The 19,343-nt window shown below is 73.0% G+C and carries 14 protein-coding genes; 8 read left to right on the top strand and 6 right to left on the bottom strand.

The genetic code is table 11. The features are described from left to right. Positions 1 to 25: 25 nt before the first annotated feature. The 3 genes from ACFWBY_RS08815 to ACFWBY_RS08825 all read left to right on the top strand — a co-directional run bounded on the left by ACFWBY_RS08815 (position 26) and on the right by ACFWBY_RS08825 (position 3,331). Positions 26 to 1,321, top strand: coding sequence for a PspC domain-containing protein (locus ACFWBY_RS08815; protein ID WP_385343297.1), 1,296 nt, complete (start codon positions 26 to 28; stop codon positions 1,319 to 1,321). After that, entirely contained in the window at positions 1,318 to 2,031 is a 714-nt protein-coding gene (locus tag ACFWBY_RS08820; RefSeq protein ID WP_385343300.1) for a LuxR C-terminal-related transcriptional regulator, read from the top strand. The genes ACFWBY_RS08815 and ACFWBY_RS08820 overlap by 4 nt, the downstream gene beginning before the upstream one ends. A gap of 187 nt (positions 2,032 to 2,218) precedes the next feature. Continuing rightward, positions 2,219 to 3,331, top strand: a complete 1,113-nt coding sequence (locus tag ACFWBY_RS08825; RefSeq protein ID WP_385343303.1) for an alpha/beta hydrolase — start codon at positions 2,219 to 2,221, stop codon at positions 3,329 to 3,331. A 106-nt stretch (positions 3,332 to 3,437) separates the two neighbouring features. Here ACFWBY_RS08825 and ACFWBY_RS08830 read toward each other — a convergent pair whose 3' ends face one another. Continuing rightward, positions 3,438 to 4,475 (bottom strand): NlpC/P60 family protein, encoded by a 1,038-nt coding sequence (locus ACFWBY_RS08830; RefSeq protein WP_385343305.1) that lies wholly within the window; start codon positions 4,473 to 4,475, stop codon positions 3,438 to 3,440. A 140-nt stretch (positions 4,476 to 4,615) separates the two neighbouring features. After that, positions 4,616 to 4,969 (bottom strand): hypothetical protein, encoded by a 354-nt coding sequence (locus ACFWBY_RS08835; RefSeq protein WP_385343308.1) that lies wholly within the window; start codon positions 4,967 to 4,969, stop codon positions 4,616 to 4,618. A gap of 163 nt (positions 4,970 to 5,132) precedes the next feature. On the opposite strand from ACFWBY_RS08835, the gene pcrA reads away from it, so the two are divergent. Further along, positions 5,133 to 7,661, top strand: coding sequence for a DNA helicase PcrA (gene pcrA / locus ACFWBY_RS08840; RefSeq protein ID WP_385343311.1), 2,529 nt, complete (start codon positions 5,133 to 5,135; stop codon positions 7,659 to 7,661). Positions 7,662 to 7,742: 81 nt separating this feature from the next. Here pcrA and ACFWBY_RS08845 read toward each other — a convergent pair whose 3' ends face one another. Together ACFWBY_RS08845 and ACFWBY_RS08850 are read right to left on the bottom strand one after the other, a co-directional pair. Beyond that, entirely contained in the window at positions 7,743 to 9,482 is a 1,740-nt protein-coding gene (locus tag ACFWBY_RS08845) for a peptidoglycan DD-metalloendopeptidase family protein (protein ID WP_385343314.1), read from the bottom strand. An 88-nt stretch (positions 9,483 to 9,570) separates the two neighbouring features. Further along, positions 9,571 to 10,341 carry an esterase/lipase family protein gene (locus ACFWBY_RS08850; RefSeq protein ID WP_385343317.1) on the bottom strand — a complete coding sequence of 257 codons (771 nt, stop codon included), beginning with the start codon at positions 10,339 to 10,341 and terminating at the stop codon, positions 9,571 to 9,573. A 177-nt stretch (positions 10,342 to 10,518) separates the two neighbouring features. On the opposite strand from ACFWBY_RS08850, the gene ACFWBY_RS08855 reads away from it, so the two are divergent. Beyond that, positions 10,519 to 10,926, top strand: coding sequence for a cobalamin B12-binding domain-containing protein (locus tag ACFWBY_RS08855; RefSeq protein ID WP_385343320.1), 408 nt, complete (start codon positions 10,519 to 10,521; stop codon positions 10,924 to 10,926). Between the two features lie 88 nt (positions 10,927 to 11,014). Here the strand turns inward: ACFWBY_RS08855 and ACFWBY_RS08860 are convergent, their stop codons facing one another. Continuing rightward, complete coding sequence (locus ACFWBY_RS08860) at positions 11,015 to 12,655, bottom strand: DUF5691 domain-containing protein (protein WP_385409639.1); 1,641 nt, start codon at positions 12,653 to 12,655, stop codon at positions 11,015 to 11,017. Between the two features lie 200 nt (positions 12,656 to 12,855). Continuing rightward, positions 12,856 to 14,250, bottom strand: a complete 1,395-nt coding sequence (locus tag ACFWBY_RS08865) for an SWIM zinc finger family protein (RefSeq protein ID WP_385340915.1) — start codon at positions 14,248 to 14,250, stop codon at positions 12,856 to 12,858. 134 nt (positions 14,251 to 14,384) lie between these two features. On the opposite strand from ACFWBY_RS08865, the gene ACFWBY_RS08870 reads away from it, so the two are divergent. From ACFWBY_RS08870 to ACFWBY_RS08880, 3 genes are read left to right on the top strand one after another with little or no spacing between them, the layout of a single operon-like run. After that, positions 14,385 to 15,491, top strand: coding sequence for an AAA family ATPase (locus ACFWBY_RS08870; protein ID WP_385340917.1), 1,107 nt, complete (start codon positions 14,385 to 14,387; stop codon positions 15,489 to 15,491). Then, positions 15,488 to 17,854, top strand: a complete 2,367-nt coding sequence (locus ACFWBY_RS08875; protein WP_385340919.1) for a DUF5682 family protein — start codon at positions 15,488 to 15,490, stop codon at positions 17,852 to 17,854. Before ACFWBY_RS08870 ends, ACFWBY_RS08875 begins: the two co-directional genes overlap by 4 nt. Positions 17,855 to 17,903: 49 nt before the next feature. Continuing rightward, positions 17,904 to 19,085 carry a VWA domain-containing protein gene (locus tag ACFWBY_RS08880; RefSeq protein WP_385340921.1) on the top strand — a complete coding sequence of 394 codons (1,182 nt, stop codon included), beginning with the start codon at positions 17,904 to 17,906 and terminating at the stop codon, positions 19,083 to 19,085. Positions 19,086 to 19,343 lie beyond the last annotated feature (258 nt).

Below are 19,343 nucleotides of genomic sequence, written 5' to 3' on the forward strand. Positions count from 1 at the left end.
CCGCGCGCGTGTGACCATCGGTGACATGCCCGTAGCAACCGCCCCCCGTCCGCCGTACGCACCGGACTCCGACGAGACGCCGCCGCGCAAGCTCTACCGCAGCGCCGACGGCCGGATGCTCGGCGGCGTCGCGCGAGGCCTCGCCGGGCACCTCGGGCTGCCCGTCGTCTGGGTCCGGCTCGTCTTCCTCGGACTGTTCATGTGGGGCGACGGCCTCGGCGTGCTGCTCTACGCCGCGTTCTGGGTCTTCGTGCCGCTCGGTGTCGGCGGCCGCAGCGGCCACCGCTCCTTCTTCGACACCCTCCCCGACGGCACCCGGCGGCTGCGCAAGCCCGAGCGGGGCCAGATCACCGCGCTGATCGCGCTGTGCGTCGGCGCCGGGATCTTCATCTCCAAGGTCCAGGTCGGCGGCGCCTCCGGCCGGTACGTGTGGCCGCTGCTGCTGGTCGGGGCCGGTGTGGTCCTCGTATGGCGCCAGGCCGACAACGCCCGCCGCGCCCACTGGAACGCCGCCGCCGGCCGGCACGCGCGACTGCTGCAGACCGCCCGGGCCCTCGCGGGCGTCGCCCTGGTCGGCGTGGGCCTGACCGTCTTCATCGTCGTCCGCGGTTCCGCCGCGCAACTGGGCAACGTCATGACGGCCACCCTCGCCGTCCTCGTCGGCGTCGCCCTCCTCGCCGGTCCCTGGCTGATCCGGATGACCCAGGACCTCTCCGAGGAGCGCCTGATGCGCATCCGCGCCCAGGAGCGCGCCGAGGTCGCCGCCCACGTCCACGACTCCGTGCTGCACACCCTCACCCTGATCCAGCGCAACGCCGAGGACCCGGGAGAGGTGCGCCGCCTCGCGCGGGCCCAGGAGCGGGAGCTGCGCAACTGGCTGTACAAGCCCGAGGGCACGGGCAAGGACGAGGCCGAGGAACCGAGCACGCTGGCCGAGGCGGTGAAGAAGACCGCCGCCGAGGTCGAGGACCACCACGGGGTACCGATCGAGGTGGTCGTCGTCGGCGACTGCCCCCTCGACGACAAGCTGGCGGCACAGATGCAGGCCGCGCGCGAGGCGATGGTCAACGCAGCCAAGTACGGTGGCGACGGCGGTCCCGTCCAGGTGTTCGCGGAGGTCGACGGCCAGACGGTGTTCGTGTCCGTACGGGACCGCGGACCGGGCTTCGACATGGACGCGGTACCGGACGACCGGATGGGCGTACGAGAATCGATCATCGGCCGGATGCAGCGCAACGGCGGGACCGCGCGGCTGCGGTCCGCGCCCGACGGCGGCACGGAAGTCGAGCTGGAGATGGAGAGGGCGGCGAAGGCAGCATGACCGAGGACAACGCGAGCACCGGCGACAACGCGAGCACCGCAGAGGTGACGAGGCGGGTCCGGGTGGTGCTCGTCGACGACCACCGCATGTTCCGCACGGGCGTCCAGGCCGAGATCGGCGAGACCATCCGGACCGGGGTCGAGGTCGTAGGGGAGGCGGCCGACGTGGACCAGGCCGTCACCGTCATCACCGCGACCCGCCCCGAGGTGGTGCTGCTCGACGTGCACCTGCCCGGCGGTGGCGGCGTGGAGGTACTGCGCCGGTGCGCGCCTCTGATGGCGGCCGCGGAGGACCCGGTGCGGTTCCTGGCCCTGTCGGTGTCGGACGCCGCCGAGGACGTCATCGGTGTCATCCGGGGCGGCGCGCGCGGCTACGTCACCAAGACGATCACCGGCACCGACCTGGTGGATTCGGTCTTCCGGGTCCAGGACGGGGACGCGGTGTTCTCGCCGCGGCTGGCGGGCTTCGTGCTCGACGCCTTCGCCTCGACGGACGCCCCGCCGGTCGATGAGGACCTCGACCGCCTCACCCAGCGCGAGCGCGAGGTGCTGCGGCTGATCGCACGCGGATACGCCTACAAGGAGATCGCCAAGCAGCTCTTCATCTCCGTGAAGACCGTGGAATCGCACGTCTCGGCGGTCCTGAGGAAGCTGCAGCTGTCGAACCGGCACGAGCTCACCCGCTGGGCGACGGCCCGCCGGCTGGTCTGACCGGGGAAGGGACGGGGCCCGGCGGACGCCGGACGCCGGACAGCCGGGATGATCCGCTCCCGGTGGCGCGCGGGAGTGGATCGGGCCCCGTCGCCCGGGAGTGGATCTCGGGCCTCGTCCCCCTGTGATCCACACCGCAGTGGGTACCGGGAACCCGAGCGCGCCGCGGACCCCTCTACCGTCCGTGATGAGTTTGACGGGGACCCCCCTCTTCGCGACGGTGATCGCCCTGACGGCGTGCGCCGTCCTCCTGCCGCTGGCCGTGTGGAGCAAGGTGCGCGGCCCCGCCGCCGTGCGCGTCGCCACCCGCACCGCGATGATGGTCTTCGCCCAGGTCACGGCCGTCGCGCTGGTGTTCGTCGCGGTCAACCGCGACATGAACTTCTATGCCTCGTGGGGCGATCTGCTCGGCACCGGCTCGTACGTCACCGCCGCCCCGGATCTGGGCCCCGACGGGCTCGGCGGCAAGAAGGCGGCGGAGGTCAAGGCCGCGCCGAAGGTGGTCCAGGACTTCCAGCCGGTCGAGGGGCTCGGCGGCCGGGTCAAGAAGACCGAGCTCGACGGCAAGGTCTCCGGCGTCAAGGGCGACGTCCTGGTGTGGCTGCCGCCCCAGTACGACGACCCGGCCTTCAAGGACAAGAAGTTCCCCGTGGTCGAGCTGATCCCCGGGATACCGGGGACGGGCAAGTCCTGGTTTCAGGGGCTGAAGGCGCACGAGATCCTGGAGCCGCTCATGAAGAGCGGCAAGGTGCAGCCGTTCATCCTGGTCTCGCCGCGCGCCATGCTGCTCGGCAACGCCGACACCGGCTGCGCCAACATCCCCGGCAAGGTCAACGCCGACAGCTGGTTCAGCGTCGACGTCCGCAAGATGGTCGCCGACAACTTCCGCGTCTCGCAGGAGGCCCGCACGTGGGGCGTGGCCGGGTATTCGGCCGGGGCGTACTGCGCCGCCAAGCTGGCGATCAACCACCCCGACCGCTACAGCGCGGCCGTCTCGCTGTCCGGCTACAACGACCCGGGGCAGGAGCCCTCCTCCCTGGTCGCGCAGGACCCGGAGCTGCGCCGCACCCACAACCTGAAGAACCTGCTCAAGGCCGCGCCCGCACCGCCGGCGGTCTCGCTGTGGATGTCGGGGGCCGAGCAGGACGGCTACCTGTCCGGCACGGACCTCAAGGCGCTCGCGCAGAGCCCGACCGTGGTGCACGCGGAGAAGGTGACCGGAGGCCACAACCTCGACAGCTGGTCGAAGCAGCTGCCGCAGACCTTCGACTGGCTGAGCAAGACGGTCAAGGCGCCGTAGGCACGGCCCGCAGCGGCCCTCGACGTCCGGTGGCGGCCGGTCGGGTCCGGTCGCGGCTCCACCGGTAGTGCCCGGTCGCGGCTGCGGCTGGAGCGGCCGTTCGGGGCTACGCCGGTCGCGAAGCGCCCGCCCACGGCATCGAGTCCACCGGGGCGAGGCGGACCGTCGAGCCGGGACGCGGAGCGTGGATCATCTGGCCGTTGCCGATGTACAGGCCGACGTGGGAGATCCCGGAGTAGAAGAACACCAGGTCACCGGGGGCCAGCTGGTCGCGGGAGATGCGCTGTCCGGTGTTGATCTGGGTGTACGTGGTGCGCGGCAGCGACACTCCGGCGGCGCGCCATGCCGCCTGGGTCAGCCCCGAGCAGTCGAAGGAACCAGGTCCCGTCGCCCCCCACACGTACGGCTTGCCGATCGCCCCGTGGGCGAACGCGACCGCACGGGCCGCGCGCGAGCCGTCGGAGGGCGGCGGGTTCGGCGTGCGCGTGGCGGCGGAGCCGGCCTCGTAGGCCGCGCGCTCCTCGGCGGTGAGCTTGGCCAGCAGCCGCTGGGCGGCGGTCAGCTTCTCCTCGATCTCGGCCTTGTGGCCGGCGAGCTCGCCCTGCCGGGCGCGCAGGTCGGCGAGGCGTCCGGCGGCCTCCTCCTCGAGGTCCGAGACCTCGTCGAGCTTGCGGCGCACGGTGGAGATCTCGGCGGCGTTGCGGTTTCCGGCGCGGCTGATGAGGGCGGCCCGGTCCAGGTACTCCTGCGGGTCGTCGGCCATCGCCAGCTGCACGGCGGCACCGAGGGTCCCGTTGCGGTACTGGGTCGCGGCCAGCGAACCGAGGGTGCCGCGGGCGGAGTTGAGCTGATCCGTCTTGCGGGCGGTCTCGTCCTGGAGTCCGGCGAGCGCGCGCTGTGCGTCGTCCGCCTTCTCCTTGGCCCCGTTGTACCGCTCGGTCGCGGCCTCGGCCTCTTCGTAGAGCCGGTCCACATCCGCCTTGACCTGCGAGGGCGTCTGCCGGGGGTCGGCGTGGGAGGTTCCTTCGAGCGCGGTGGCGGTGGCAGCGCCCGCGAGGGCGAGGGTGGCGGCCGTGGTGCGCACGGTGCTCCGTGCGGCGGTGCCGGCGAACGGGCGCTGCCTGGGCTTTCGATGACTGGCCACGAGGGCCTCACGTCCTTCCTCTGTCGGTGCTAGGAGGAGGACGCTAGACCCGGAGGTAACGGGAAGATGACGAGATGACCGCAAGTGGCCGGACGTGACCGGAGCTGACAGGGCGGTGGTCGCCCGATGGTCGCCCGGTGTCAGTGCCAGAGAACGGCGATGAAGATATTGATCACCGTGAGTCCGCCGACCGCCCCGAACAGGGCCTTGTCCACCCGCTCCTCGTCACGCTTGACGTAGACGAGCGCCAGGATCACGAAGAGGATCGCGAGCTTCACGCCGATCTTGATGTTGTTGACCGCATCGCCGTCCATCTCACGGAAACCGACCAGCAGTACACCGGTCACCAGCATGGTCAGCGCACCGTGCAGCATCGCCGGAACGAAGCGGGCCGTGCCGGCGGCCATCGCCTTCATCTGGGTCAGGAAGCCGCCGAGCAGCGAGGCGATCCCGATGATGTGCAGGCCGACGAAGACGTTGATCAGTACGTTCATGCGACGAGCCTAGGCGGTGGCCTTCCGCCGGCTCACCCGGGCCGGACGCTCCCGTGAACGGGCTGGTCGGAGGCCTGGCGGGGAGGACCAGTCCCGGCCCGTGCCACCGAATTCTCCGGGGCCGGGACCGGCTGTCGGTTCGGCCCCCTAGACTCGGAAGGCGATGAGCAGCCTCTTTGACGACAGCTTCCTGGCCGACCCCTCCCCCTCCGAGGAGGTCCCGCCGCCGCCCGAGGATCACACCGCCCCCGAGTCGGGCGCGGACGATCTCTTCGGGGGCCGGTTCGACGTGCCCATGAGCGGGGACGCGTACTACCGGGACGGGGCCCCCAGGCCCGTCATCGACCCGGCGGCCCTCCTGGAAGGGCTGAACGCGGAGCAGCGCGCCGCCGTGGTGCACGCGGGATCACCGCTGCTCATCGTGGCCGGCGCCGGATCCGGCAAGACCCGCGTGCTGACGCACCGGATCGGCCACTTGCTGGGCGCGCGGGGGGTCCACCCCGGCCAGATCCTGGCGATCACCTTCACCAACAAGGCCGCCGGCGAGATGAAGGAGCGCGTCGAGGGCCTGGTCGGCCCGCGCGCGAACGCCATGTGGGTCTCCACCTTCCACAGCGCGTGCGTGCGCATCCTGCGCCGCGAGTCCAAGCGGCTCGGTTTCACCTCGTCGTTCTCGATCTACGACGCGGCCGACTCGAAGCGCCTGATGGCGCTCGTCTGCCGCGACCTGGACCTGGACCCGAAGAAGTTCCCGCCGAAGGCCTTCAGCGCCAAGATCTCGAACCTGAAGAACGAGCTGATCGACGAGGACGCCTTCGCGGGTCAGGCCGTCGACGGTTTCGAGAAGACCCTCGCCCAGGCGTACGCGATGTACCAGGGGCGGCTGCGCGAGGCCAACGCGCTCGACTTCGACGACATCATCATGACCACGGTCCACCTGCTCCAGGCGTTCCCGGAGGTCGCCGAGCACTACCGGCGCCGCTTCCGGCACGTGCTGGTCGACGAGTACCAGGACACCAACCACGCGCAGTACACGCTCGTGCGCGAGCTGGTCGGCACCGGCTACCCGGACCTGCCGCCCGCCGAGCTGTGCGTCGTGGGTGACGCCGACCAGTCGATCTACGCCTTCCGCGGCGCGACCATCCGCAACATCCTCCAGTTCGAGGAGGACTACGCGGACGCCACGACGATCCTGCTGGAGCAGAACTACCGCTCCACGCAGACGATCCTGTCCGCCGCCAACGCGGTCATCGAGCGCAACGAGAACCGCCGCGCGAAGAACCTGTGGACCGAGGCCGGCAGCGGCGCCGTCATCACCGGCTACGTCGCGGACACCGAGCACGACGAGGCGCAGTTCATCGCCGACGAGATCGACCGGCTGACCGACGCCGGCGACGCGAAGGCCGGCGACGTCGCGATCTTCTACCGGACGAACGCGCAGTCCCGCGTGTTCGAGGAGATCTTCATCCGTGTCGGACTGCCCTACAAGGTCGTCGGCGGCGTCCGGTTCTACGAGCGCAAGGAGGTCCGCGACGTCCTCGCGTACCTGCGCGTCCTGGCGAACCCCGAGGACAACGTCCCGCTCCGCCGGATCCTGAACGTGCCCAAGCGCGGCATCGGCGAGCGGGCCGAAGCGATGATCGACGCGCTCGCGACCCGCGAGAAGATCACCTTCCCGCAGGCGCTGCGCCGGGTCGACGAGGCCTTCGGCATGGCCGCCCGCTCGACCAACGCCGTCAAGCGCTTCAACGTTCTGATGGAGGAGCTGCGCACGATCGTCGACTCGGGCGCGGGCCCGGCGGTGGTCCTGGAAGCGGTCCTGGAGCGTACGGGCTACCTCGCCGAACTCCAGGCGTCGACCGATCCGCAGGACGAGACGCGGATCGAGAACCTGCAGGAGCTGGCCGCCGTGGCGCTCGAATTCGAGCAGGCGCGGGAAGCGGCGGCGGCGGAGGCCGCTTCGAGCGGCGCCCCGCCGGTCGGCCCCGGCACCCTGTCCGAGTTCCTGGAGCAGGTCGCGCTGGTCGCCGACTCCGACCAGATCCCGGACGAGGACACCGACGGCAACGGCGTCATCACCCTCATGACCCTGCACACCGCCAAGGGCCTCGAGTTCCCCGTCGTCTTCCTGACCGGCATGGAGGACGGGGTCTTCCCCCACATGCGGGCACTGGGCCAGACCAAGGAGCTGGAGGAGGAGCGCCGCCTCGCCTACGTCGGCATCACACGGGCGCGCGAGCGGCTGTACCTGACGCGCTCCTCGATGCGCAGCGCGTGGGGCACCCCCTCCTACAACCCGCCGTCGCGGTTCCTCGAGGAGATCCCCGCCGAGTACCTGCAGTGGAAGCGGACGGGCGCGGCGCAGAAGCCCGCGGGCCCGATGCGGAGCTCGGGCTCGGGGTACGGGTCCTCCGGCTCGGGCGGGTCGAAGGCCTCGTTCGGGACCTCGCCGGAGTCGTTCCTGTCCTCGTCGCGCACGAAGTCGGGCCCGTCCGGGTTCGCGACGCGCCGGGCCTCCGACAAGCCGGTCATCGCGCTGGTCGTCGGGGACCGGGTCACGCACGACCAGTTCGGGCTGGGCACGGTCATGGAGGTCAGGGGCGCGGGCGCGGACGCGCAGGCCACCATCGACTTCGGGGACGAGAAGCCGAAGCGGCTGCTGCTGCGGTACGCGCCGGTGCAGAAGCTCTGACGGCGGGCGGGCGGGGCAGGCGGGCGGCCGGGCTGCGGGTGGACCCCGGCCGGTCGGCCGGTCAGCCCGTGAGTCGAGCGCTCAGGCCGGGTCGAGGCCGTGGCTGCGCAGCCACGCCTGGGGGTCGACCGGGCCCCCGCCGCCGGGCCGGACCTCGAAGTGGAGGTGCGCCCCGGTGGAGTTGCCCGAGTCGCCGGAGTACGCGATCACGTCGCCGGCCTTGACCTTGCCGGACCTGATCTTGGCGCTGCTGAGGTGGCAGTACCAGGTCTCGGTGCCGTCGGGAGCCGTGACTATCACCATGTTGCCGTAGGCGCTGTTCCACTTGCTGCGCACGGTGCCGTCGGTGGCGGCCATGACCGAAGTCCCCATGCCCACCGGGAAGTCGATGCCCGTGTGCACGGACATCCAGTTGACGCCCGCCTGGCCGTAGCCGGCGCTGAGGCCGTGCCGCGTGACGGGGAGGGCGAACTTGGGGCGGGCCGCTTCCCTGGCCGCCTCCTCCTCCGCCTTCTTCTTCTTTTCCTCGTCCTGGCGAAGGCGCAGGTCGATGCGCTCCTGGGTGCGGCTCGCGCGGTCCGCGAAGTCGCCGGCGTCGGCGCTGAGGGCGGTGAGCTGCGTGTCGAGCTTGCTGTTCGCCGCGACCGGCTTGATGGAGGCCAGGTCGGGGGCGGCCAGCGTGGTCGTGTCCTCGGACGCCTTCTCCACACCGGTGAGCCCGCCGACGGAGGCGGCGGCGACACCGGCGACACCCATCACGCAGGCCGAGGGCACGGCCACGGTCAGAAGGGCGGAACGCTTGGCCGGGGTGCGGCGGCGGCTGCTGCCACCCGCCCTGGCGGCGGCCGACTTGCCGGCGGGCTTGTCGGCGGCCGACTTGGAGCCGGCGCGGCGCGAGGCGCGCGGCTCGGACGGCGCGGGGGCGGTGACGGGCATGGCCTGGGTGGGGAGGTCGTGCACCGGGGCGTCGTCACCGGTGTCCTCGGCCGTGTCGTCGAACGCCTCGTCGTGGGTGACGACCTCGAAGACGGCGGTCTCGGTGTAGGCCGCGGCCGGAGTAGGAGCCGGTTCGGGGGCCGCGGTCTCGGCGTACGGCTCGTACGCGTAGCCGTACTCGTAGGCGTACTGCTGTTCCTGGGGCTCCGCCGCGCTCTGCGTGTGCTCCTGGAAGTGTTCCCGGGACTGCTCCTGCGCGTGGACCTGCGGCTGGGCCTGCTGCTCGTAGCCCGTGTACGCGTAGGTCTGCTCGGAGGCGGTGTTCCAGGCGGTGGCGTCGTAGGCGCCGGTCTCGGTGCCGTAACCCGGGACCGTCCAGTGGCCGGTCTGCTCCGCCGAGGTGTCGTAGCCGAAGGCGCCGGTGTGGTGCTCCGTGGGCGCGTAGTGCGCCTGGTGGTCCGTGAGGGCGCCGCCGCTCTGGGCGGGGACGGTCGACAGGTAGCCGTCGTAGCCGTCGGTGAACTGCTGGGGGTAGCTGCCCTGCGGGGTGTTCCAGGCCGTGGTGTCGTACCCGCCGGTGTCGTGGGAACCGGTGTCGTAAGAACCGTAGGCAGCAGCGTAGTTGTAGCCCTGGCCCTGCGATTCATAGGACACATGCCCTGAATCGCCGGCGAAAGTGGTGGTGGAAAGGCCGTCATACCCGAGATCCGGGTACTGGCCCGACGAGGGGCGGTCGTTCACCAACTTCTCTTTCGCCTCGGCAGCGGGGGGCCTGGGTGGCCGAGGGGGATGAGGTCCTCGGAGGAGAGCAGTGGCGTGACTGTACCCGGCGGTTACTGGCAACGACAATCTTCGACGAGGCTCCGTATTGCCGGAACCGGGCATTCGGCCGCCTTTCGGTCGCCCAAAGACCCACCCTTGGCCTTGAGTTCGAAATGTGTTCGAGTGATGGGGGCTTTGCCCCGACTTCCGGTCAGGCGACGGACGCCGCCCCGGGGTGGGGCAGGGCGCTCGGGCGCGGCCCGTCGAGTGCGCGCCGGACCGCGGCGATGACGGTGGGATGCGCGGGTAGCGCGAGATGCCCGATGCCGGTGACCTGCACGTTTTCGGCGAGCAGGTCGGGATGCTCGATACGGGCCGTCCCGGTCGGGTCCATCAGTTCGTCGAACTCGCTCCAGAACGCCACGTGCCGGGTCCGGCAGCCGGGCGCGGGCGCGCGCAGTTCGGCCAGCACCTCGGAATCCGGCCGCATCTGCCGGACCAGCGGGTGCGCGTCCATGAAGGGCGCCACGCGGGTGCCGGAATGCGGGGTGCCGAGGGTGACGAGCGTGCGGACACGGGCGTCGCCGCCGAGCCGCTGGACGTAGTACCGCCCGACCAGGCCACCGAGGCTGTGCCCCACCAGGTCCACCCGCTCCTGGCCGGTCCGCTCGCACAGCTCCTCGACGCGGCGGGCGAGGTGGCGGGCGGTGACGCGCAGATCACGGGTGAAAGGGGAGTAGTTGTACGTCTCCACCTGCCGCCTGCCGTCCGCCACGAGCGCCCGGCGCAGCAGCACGAACACGGACCGGTTGTCGGTGAACCCGTGCAGCAGCAGTGCGGGCGGACGATCGCGGGTGGTGGAGGTTCCGGTGGGCGGCCGTTCCTGCAACACTCCGGTGGGATACATCAGGATGTGCCCGCCCAGCACGATCGCTTCCAGCACGCCGGCGCGCAGCGAGGCCCCGGACACGGTCAGCCCCATAGACGGCCTCCCCCTCAGCGTCTTGGGACCGTGGCGGCCGGCCACGCCGTGCCGTGCGGCTGTCGGCACGGAGTGGCGGCGCGTCATCCCACGTGTGATTTCCCCCTCGGCGCCGACCACGAAACGGCGGCGTGCGCGATGCTGTACTTAACGTTCGTTCACTCGGGAGGCAGTGCGATGGGTGTGACCGGTCCGATCCGTGTGGTGGTGGCCAAGCCTGGTCTCGACGGCCACGACCGGGGTGCCAAGGTGATCGCGCGGGCCCTGCGGGACGCGGGCATGGAGGTCATCTACACGGGCCTCCACCAGACCCCGGAACAGATCGTCGACACCGCGATCCAGGAGGACGCCGACGCGATCGGCCTCTCGATCCTCTCGGGCGCGCACAACACGTTGTTCGCGCGCGTGCTGGAACTCCTCGCGGAGCGCGACGCGGCGGACATCAAGGTGTTCGGCGGCGGCATCATCCCGGAAGCGGACATCGCTCCGCTCAAGGAGAAGGGTGTCGCGGAGATCTTCACCCCGGGCGCGACGACGACGGCCATCGTGGACTGGGTCCGCGGCCACGTGCGTCAACCCCTGTAGCCGCAACGCCGGCGGGGCCGGAAAACCAGCCCCGCCGGCGCTCGGAGCGACCTCTCACCCACACCGGCGCCGAGGCGCCGGTCCGGGGCTACGGCCCCGGCGGGGTCAGTTCCGCGTGCATCGCCGCGCGGAGCCTGAGCGTGGCCACCATCCGCTGGAAGGCCTCCGCCCAGTACGCGGCCGCACCCCCCGCTTCGACCGGCTCGGCCGCCAGCGCGTCCAGCCGCTCGGCCTCCGCGGGGTCGAGGCAGCGCTCAGCCAAGCCCATCACCCCGCTGAAACTCCACGGATAGCCGCCCGCCTCGCGCGCGGAGTCGAGCGCATCGACCACCGCCCGCCCCAGCGCCCCCGCCCACGGCACAACGCACACCCCGAGCAGCTGGAACGCCTCCGACAGGCCGTGGGACCGGACGAACTCCGCGACCCAGGCCGCCCGCTCCGCCTCTCCCAGGATCGACAGGAGCTTCGCCCGCTCCGCCAGCGACGCCGTCGCCGGGCCCGCCGCAGGCGGTGCGGACGCCGGGCCGAGCAGAGCCTGCGACCAGGCGGGGTCCCGTTGGCGCACCGCGGCCCGGCACCACGCCGCGTGCAGTTCCTCCGCCCAGTCCTCCGCCATCGGCAGCGCCACGATCTGCGCCGGGCCGAGCCCCCCGAACCGTTCGGGCCAGCACGACAGGGGCGCGGACTCCACCAACTGCCCCAGCCACCAGGCGCGTTCCCCCCGCCCTGCGGGCGGCCGCTCGACCACCCCGTCGCGCAGCATCCCCGCGTCGAACCCGGCCGGCGGTGTCACCCCCTCCGGCCCCACGCAGGCCAGCGCCCGCTCCGCCATCCGCCCCGCCAGCGCCGAGGCCGGCAGGGAGGACAGCAGCTCGGCGGCGGTCGCCCGGACATTGCGGCTGCGGTCGTCCAGCGCCGCCTCCAGGAACGGTTCGTCGTCCGCCGAAAGCCCCGCGCGCAGTGAGTCGAGGAACATCAGCCGGTCCTCGGCACGCTCGGAGGCCCAGGTCGACGCCAGCAGCCGCGGCGCGGCCGCCGGTTCGTGGGCCCGGACGAGGCCGAGCACGGCCACCCGCTCCGCGAACAGCCCCTCCTGCCACAGCCGTTCCACCCCTGCCGCGTCCGTCGCGTCGGGTAGTTCGCCGGCGGCTCCGGAGCCGCCGCGCAACGCGAACCGCCAGTCCGGATTGAGCCGGGCCAGCCACAGTCCGCGCGCCCCCGCCAGGGCCAGCGCCTGCTGGCGGAGATCGCTGCGGGCCCGCGCGGCGTCCAGCAGCGCGGGGACCAGCGAAGCCGGAGCCCGGTAGCCGTGCTGCCCGGCGGCGGCCAGCCACTGGGGCAGCAGCTCCGTCAGATCCGGGGTCGCTCCGCGCCGCCCGCCACTGCCCGCGCCGGTCCGGCCGGCCAGCAGCTGCGCGAGCCGCCGCCGGGCCGGCTCCGGCGGGGCCGGGCGCGGATCGCGCGGCGCCGGCTCGGGCCTGGGCCCCGCTTCGGCGGGCCGCAGCCCGGCCCGGCGCCGCACCGTCTGCACGGCAGCCGCGCCGAGCAGCGCCTCGGGGCTGCCCTGGCGCCGGTCGGTGCCCAGCAGTGCGGCTCCGACCAGTTCCTCCCAGTCCCCGAGGGCTTCCTCCGGCCGGTCCTGACCCGCCCGCGGGGTCTGATCCGTCTGCGCCTGACCCGTCCGGGCCTGCTCGGTCCGTGCCTGATCCGTTCTCGTGGCCGTGTTCATCGGGTCCCCTCCCTCTTCGTGTCCGTGCTCCGGTCCCGCCCCCTCCGCGGGACCGGAGCAGCTCGTTTCCCCGTGACCCCTGCCGCCGCGTGGTCGCGGCTGCTCTCAACTGGCGTGGTTGTCGTCCACAAAAGCCCCCCGGCCTCGTAGTTCACGCACGCCGGCGCCCCCGCGCCGTCGCTTACTCCCCCCGCACCCGCTCAGCCCAGCGGCACCGGCTCGGAAGAGCCCGGCTGCCAGGCCGTCAGCGGGGTGAATCCACGGTGTCCGCACTCTCCGAACACCGTCACCGGCCCGCCCCCCGAGAGCGCGGCCAGCTGCCACAGTCCCGTCCGGGTCCGGCTCCCGGCCCCGGACAGGGGCACGGGCAGGGCGGACGTCCCCTCCACGTCCGCGAGTTGCCAGGCCGTTTCCCCCGCTTGTCCCCCTGCTTGTCCTCCTGTTTGTCCTCCCGTTTGTCCCCCCGGTATCGGCACCACCGGACCGAGCACCACCGGCCAGGACTCCAGCCAGGGGTCCTCGCGCAGCGCCGCGCCGTACGCCTCGAGTGCCGCGCCCGTGCTCACGCCCGTCGGCGCGATTCCGCACGGCTCGGCAGCCGCGAACCGCTCGCCCAGATCGGCCCGCAGCCCCGCCGAGCCGGGCCGGAAGCGGGCTTCCGCATCCAGGACCAGCCCGACGGGCAGCGCCAGCCCGGGCGGACGCCCGGGCGGGCCGAAGTCCAGGACCAGGGCCGTCCGTCCGCTCGCCAGCCCGCGCAGCCATATCCGGCGGGTGGTGAGGCGGCCGTCGGGAGACGCCGTGTCGTACTGGGCCAGCACGAGCCAGCGGTCCCGTACGGCCTCGCCCTCCGCCCCCGAGGGCAGCCCCACCCTGCTGCGGACCGTCGCGGCCAGTGGCTCCGGCAGTCCGGACACACCGAGCCAGGCCCGGTCCAGCAGGTGCAGCAGCGCGGCCTCCTCCAGCATCCGGGCGGGCCAGCCGGCGCCGCAACTGGGTATCGTCCCCAACTCCCTCACCCGCCCCGCCAGTCCGGGCGCCTGGGCGTCGACCATCCGGGCGGCCGTCTCCTCCCAGGCGGCATAGCCCGCCTGCTCCTGACCGGCGAGGCCGCCGCGCACCAGATCGGCGAGCCGCTGTTCCAGCTCGGTGACACCCGCACCGATCCGGGCCGCCCGCCGCTCCGCACGCCTGCGGGCGGCTTCGGCGTCGGCGGGCCCGGCGGCGGAGCGGGCGGCGGGCAGGGCGGCCTTCGCCGCCCGCTCCGCCAGCCACTCGCCCGCCCAGTCCGGAGCCCCGGCCGGATCCGCGAGCCCCTCCGTCGCCCAGAGCAGCAGCAGCCCCAACGCGTGCTTGCACGGGAACTTCCGGCTCGGGCAGGAGCACTTGTACGCGGGCCCCGACAGATCGACGACCGTCCGGTACGGCTTGCTGCCGCTGCCCTTGCACAACCCCCACACCGCACCGGAAGCGGAACCTCCCGTCTGAGACCACGGCCCCGCCCCGCCGAGTCTGGCCCCCGCCTTGCGTGACGCATCGTCAGGAGCCAGAGCCAGTACCTGTTCCGCTGTCCAGCGAACCCCCTGCTCAGTCATGTGTTCCACCGTACGGACCCTCACTGACAATCGCCCTGACCTGCAACGACGCATCTGCCGGGGCCCGTTGTCAGTGGTCGGGTGCATCGTGGTTGCAGCAGTCGGAAGCGGCTGCGGAGCATTGGAGGGGGACCATGGACACGACCGGGAACGAGACCACCGCAGAGGCGCTGCGACCGCACGCCGAAGACGCCTTCGCACACGAACTGAAAGCCTTGGCCGCGGCCGACGACCGGCCGCGCCCGACCCGCTGGAAGCTCTCCCCGTGGGCCGTGGCGACGTACCTGCAGGGCGGCACGCTCACCGACGGAACGGTCATCACGCCCAAGTACGTGGGACCGCGCCGCATCGTCGAAGTCGCCGTCACCACCCTCGCCACCGACCGGGCCCTCCTGCTCCTCGGAGTCCCCGGCACCGCCAAGACCTGGGTGTCCGAGCACCTCGCCGCAGCCGTCAGCGGCGACTCCACCCTCCTCGTCCAGGGCACGGCCGGCACCCCCGAGGAGGCCATCCGCTACGGCTGGAACTACGCCCGCCTCCTCGCCCACGGCCCCAGCCGCGAAGCCCTCGTACCGAGCCCCGTCATGCGGGCCATGGCCGAGGGCATGACCGCCCGCGTCGAAGAGCTGACCCGCATCCCCGCCGACGTCCAGGACACCCTCATCACCGTCCTGTCCGAGAAGACGCTCCCGATACCGGAGCTCGGCCAAGAGGTGCAGGCCGTGCGCGGCTTCAACCTCATCGCCACCGCCAACGACCGCGACCGCGGCGTGAACGAGCTCTCCAGCGCGCTGCGCCGCCGCTTCAACACCGTCGTCCTCCCGCTGCCCGCCACCGCCGACGCCGAAGTCGACATCGTCGCCCGCCGCGTCGACGAGATGGGCCGCGCCCTCGACCTGCCCGCCGCACCCGAGGGCCTCGAGGAGATCCGCCGTGTCGTCACCGTCTTCCGCGAGCTGCGCGGCGGTGTCACCGACGACGGCCGTACGAAGGTCAAGTCGCCCAGCGGCACCCTGTCCACCGCCGAGGCCATCTCGGTCGTCACGGGCGGCCTCGCCCTCGCCGCCCACTTCGGGGACGGCGTGCTGCGCCCCTCCGACGTGGCCGCCGGCATCCTCGGGGCCGTCGTGCGGGACCCGGCCGCCGACAAGGTCGTCTGGCAGGAATACCTGGAGGCGGTGGTCCGGGAGCGCGACGGCTGGAAGGACTTCTACCGCGCCTGCCGGGAGGTGACGGTATGAGCACGCCCGCCGTGAAGAGCCCCCGGGCGGCGGAAGGCGTGACGGGGCCCGGGGGAGGGCCGCTGCTGCTGGGCGTGCGGCACCACGGGCCGGGATCGGCCCGCGCGGTCCGGGCCGCCCTCGACGCGGCGCGGCCGGCGGCGGTGCTCATCGAGGGGCCGCCCGAGGGGGACGCGCTGCTGCCGCTGGCCGCCGACCCCGGGATGCGGCCGCCCGTCGCACTCCTGGCGCACGCCGCCGACGACCCCGGCCGGGCCGCCTTCTGGCCCCTGGCCGGCTTCTCCCCGGAGTGGGCCGCCATCCGGTGGGCGCAGACGCGGGACGTGCCGGTCCGGTTCATCGACCTCCCCGCCGCGCACTCGCTGGCCGTGCCGGCGGACGGGCAGGGACACGGGGCGCAGGACGGGGAGGGGGACGACGGGGCGTCCGCGTCCGTACGCCTGGACCCGCTCGCCGTGCTCGCCGGGACCGCCGGGTACGACGACCCCGAACGCTGGTGGGAGGACGTCGTCGAACACCGGGGCACGGCCGGCCCGGACACCGACCCACTGGCCGTGTTCGAGGCGCTCGCAGAGGCCATGGGCGCCCTGCGCGAGGAGTACGGAGCCGGCGGCCACCACCGGGACCTGGTGCGCGAGGCGTACATGCGCCAGCGGATGCGGGCCGCGCGCCGCGAGTTCGGCGACGCGTACGCCGTCGTCTGCGGGGCCTGGCACGTCCCGGCCCTCCGGGCGAAGACCACCGCGGCCGCCGACAAGGCACTGCTCACCGGACTGCCCAAGGTCAAGGTGGAGACCACCTGGGTCCCCTGGACCCACCGGCGCCTCGCCCGCGCCGGCGGATACGGGGCCGGCATCACCTCGCCCGGCTGGTACGCGCACCTCTTCGCCGCCCGGGACCGGCCCGTCGAGCGGTGGATGACGAAGGTCGCCGGCCTGTTGCGCGAGGAGGACCGGCAGGTCTCCCCGGCACACGTCATCGAAGCGGTCCGGCTCGCCGACACACTGGCCGCGATGCGGGGCCGGCCGGTGGCGGGGCTGACGGAGACCCTGGAAGCGGTCCGGGCCGTCATGTGCGAAGGCTCCGACATACCGCTCGCACTGATCGAGGACCGGCTCGTCGTCGGAGACGTGCTCGGCGAAGTCCCGGACGCGACGCCCGTCGTACCCCTCCAACGCGACCTGACCCGGCAGCAGCGCTCCCTGCGCCTCAAGGCCGAGGCACAGGACCGGGAGCTGGAGCTCGACCTGCGCAAGGACACCGACGCCGCCAAGTCCCTCCTCCTGCACCGGCTGCGGCTGCTCGGCATCGGCTGGGGCGTACCGGCGGCCTCGCGGGGGAGCACGGGCACCTTCCGGGAGACCTGGCGCCTGCGCTGGGAGCCCGAGCTCGCGGTGCGGGTGGCCGAAGCCGGCATCTGGGGGACCACCGTCCTCGGGGCCGCCACCGCCCGGGCCGAGGCCGACGCGGCGGCCGCCGGGGAGCTGGGCGAGGTCACCGCCCTGGCCGAGCGGTGCCTGCTGGCCGGGCTCTCCGAGGCACTGCCGGCCGTCCTGCGGGCGCTCGCCGACCGGGCCGCCCTGGACACGGACGTGGCGGGACTGGCGAAGGCGCTGCCCGCGCTGGCCCGTTCGCTGCGCTACGGGGACGTACGAGGCACCGACGCGGCGGCGCTGGGGACGGTCGCGGCCGGGCTCGCGGAACGGATATGCGTGGCGCTGCCGCCCGCCTGCGCGGCAGGGCTGGACGCCGACGCGGCGGCCGAGCTGCGGGGGCACGTGGACGGCGTCCACGGCGCGATCGGACTCCTGGACTGCGAGGAGCCGGGCGGCCTGCGGGAGCGCTGGTCGGCGGTGCTGCGGACGCTGGCCGGGCGGGACACCGTCCCCGGCCTGATACGTGGCCGGGCCGCGCGGCTGCTCCTCGACGACGGGCGGCTGCCGCCCGAGGAAACCGCCCGGCTGATGGGGCTGTCGCTGTCCCCGGCGTCCGCGCCGGCCGATGCGGCGGGCTGGATCGAGGGCTTCGCGGGCGGCGGCTCGGGCGGCACGCTGCTGGTCCACGACGAGCGGCTGCTGGGGCTGATCGACAGCTGGCTGGTGTCGGTGCCGGAGCGGGCGTTCGTCGACGTGCTGCCGTTGCTGCGGCGGACGTTCGGGGCGTACGAGGCGGGAGTGAAGAGGACGCTCGGGGAGCTGGTCCGGCGGGGGCCGGCCGGCGGGCGGGCCGCGGCCGGTCCCGGCTCCGCTCCGGCGGGCTTCGACCCGGAGCTGGACGTGGACCGGGCGGACGCGGTGGTGGACCTGGTCCGCCTCCTCCTGGCGGGAGCCCCGCGGGAGGCGGCGGGGCGGGTGGGGAGGTAATGCGTCGGCTGAACGGGTGGTGGCTGTGACGAGAGAAGGGGACGGGCAGATGGCTGGTGTGGGGGACGCGGTGGCGGCGGGACCGGGTGGCGGCGGGGACGAGCGGGTGCGGCGGTGGCGGCTGGTGCTCGGCGGCGGAGAGGCGGACGGGACCGGCTGCGCGCTGAGCGGGGCGGACGCCGGGATGGATGCCGCGCTGGGGGCGCTGTACGGGGGCGCCGGCGCCGGGGGGCGCAAGCGGGCGGGGGAGCGTTCGGCAGGGCTCGGCGGCTCCGCGCCGAACGTGGCGCGCTGGCTCGGGGACATCCGTACGTACTTCCCCACTTCGGTGGTGCAGGTCCTGCAGCGGGACGCGATCCAGCGGCTGGGGCTGTCCGCGCTGCTGCTGGAGCCCGAGATGCTGGAGGCGGTCGAGCCGGACGTGCACCTCGTCGGGACCCTGCTCTCCCTCAACAAGGCGATGCCCGAGACGACCCGGGAGACCGCCCGGGCCGTGGTCCGCAAAGTGGTCGGGCAATTGGAGAAGCGGCTCGCGGCCCGGACCCGCGCCACGCTCACCGGCGCGCTCGACCGGTCCGCCCGGATCAGCCGGCCCCGGCACGCGGACATCGACTGGGACCGGACCATCCGGGCGAATCTGAAGAACTACCTCCCCGAGTACCGCACGGTCGTCCCCGAGCGGCTGGTCGGTTACAGCCGGGCCGCGCGGGCGGTGAAGAAGGAGGTGGTCCTCTGCATCGACCAGTCGGGTTCGATGGCGGCCTCCGTCGTCTACGCCTCGGTCTTCGGGGCGGTGCTGGCGTCGATGCGTTCGATCGCGACCCGCCTCGTCGTCTTCGACACCGCTGTCGTGGATCTCACCGACCAGCTCGACGATCCGGTCGACGTGCTCTTCGGCACCCAGCTCGGCGGCGGCACGGACATCAACCGCGCGCTCGCCTACTGCCAGTCGAAGATCACCCGTCCTGCCGACACGGTCGTGGTCCTCATCAGTGATCTCTATGAGGGCGGGATACGCGACGAGATGCTGAAGCGGGTCGCGGCGATGAAGGGCGCGGGGGTGGAGTTCGTGACCCTGCTCGCGCTGTCCGACGAGGGAGCGCCCGCTTACGACCGCGAACACGCCGCCGCCCTCGCCGCGCTCGGCGCCCCGGCCTTCGCCTGCACACCCGACCTGTTCCCGGAGGTCATGGCCGCGGCGCTGGAGAAGCGGCCGCTGCCCGTCCCGTGACCGGCCGGCCGCCCGGGCCGCCCCGTCCGGGGCGGCCGCGCGGGGCCCCGTAGGAGTGCCCGCGCATCGGCAGATCACACGAAGACGCAGTTCAACCGTGAGGCGATCTGTGACAGGTATCACCGCTCAGGTGTGATCTGCGATTTAGGGACCTACGTCCCACGGGGATAACCTGCGGGACGGACATGCCGCGTCCACGGTCACCGTGTGCGCCTTCCTTGTGACAGCGCCGTCACGTTGCCCTCCGCGGCACGCCCA

This window comes from Streptomyces sp. NPDC060049, from assembly GCF_042736715.1.
Taxonomy (GTDB): Bacteria; Actinomycetota; Actinomycetes; order Streptomycetales; family Streptomycetaceae; genus Streptomyces.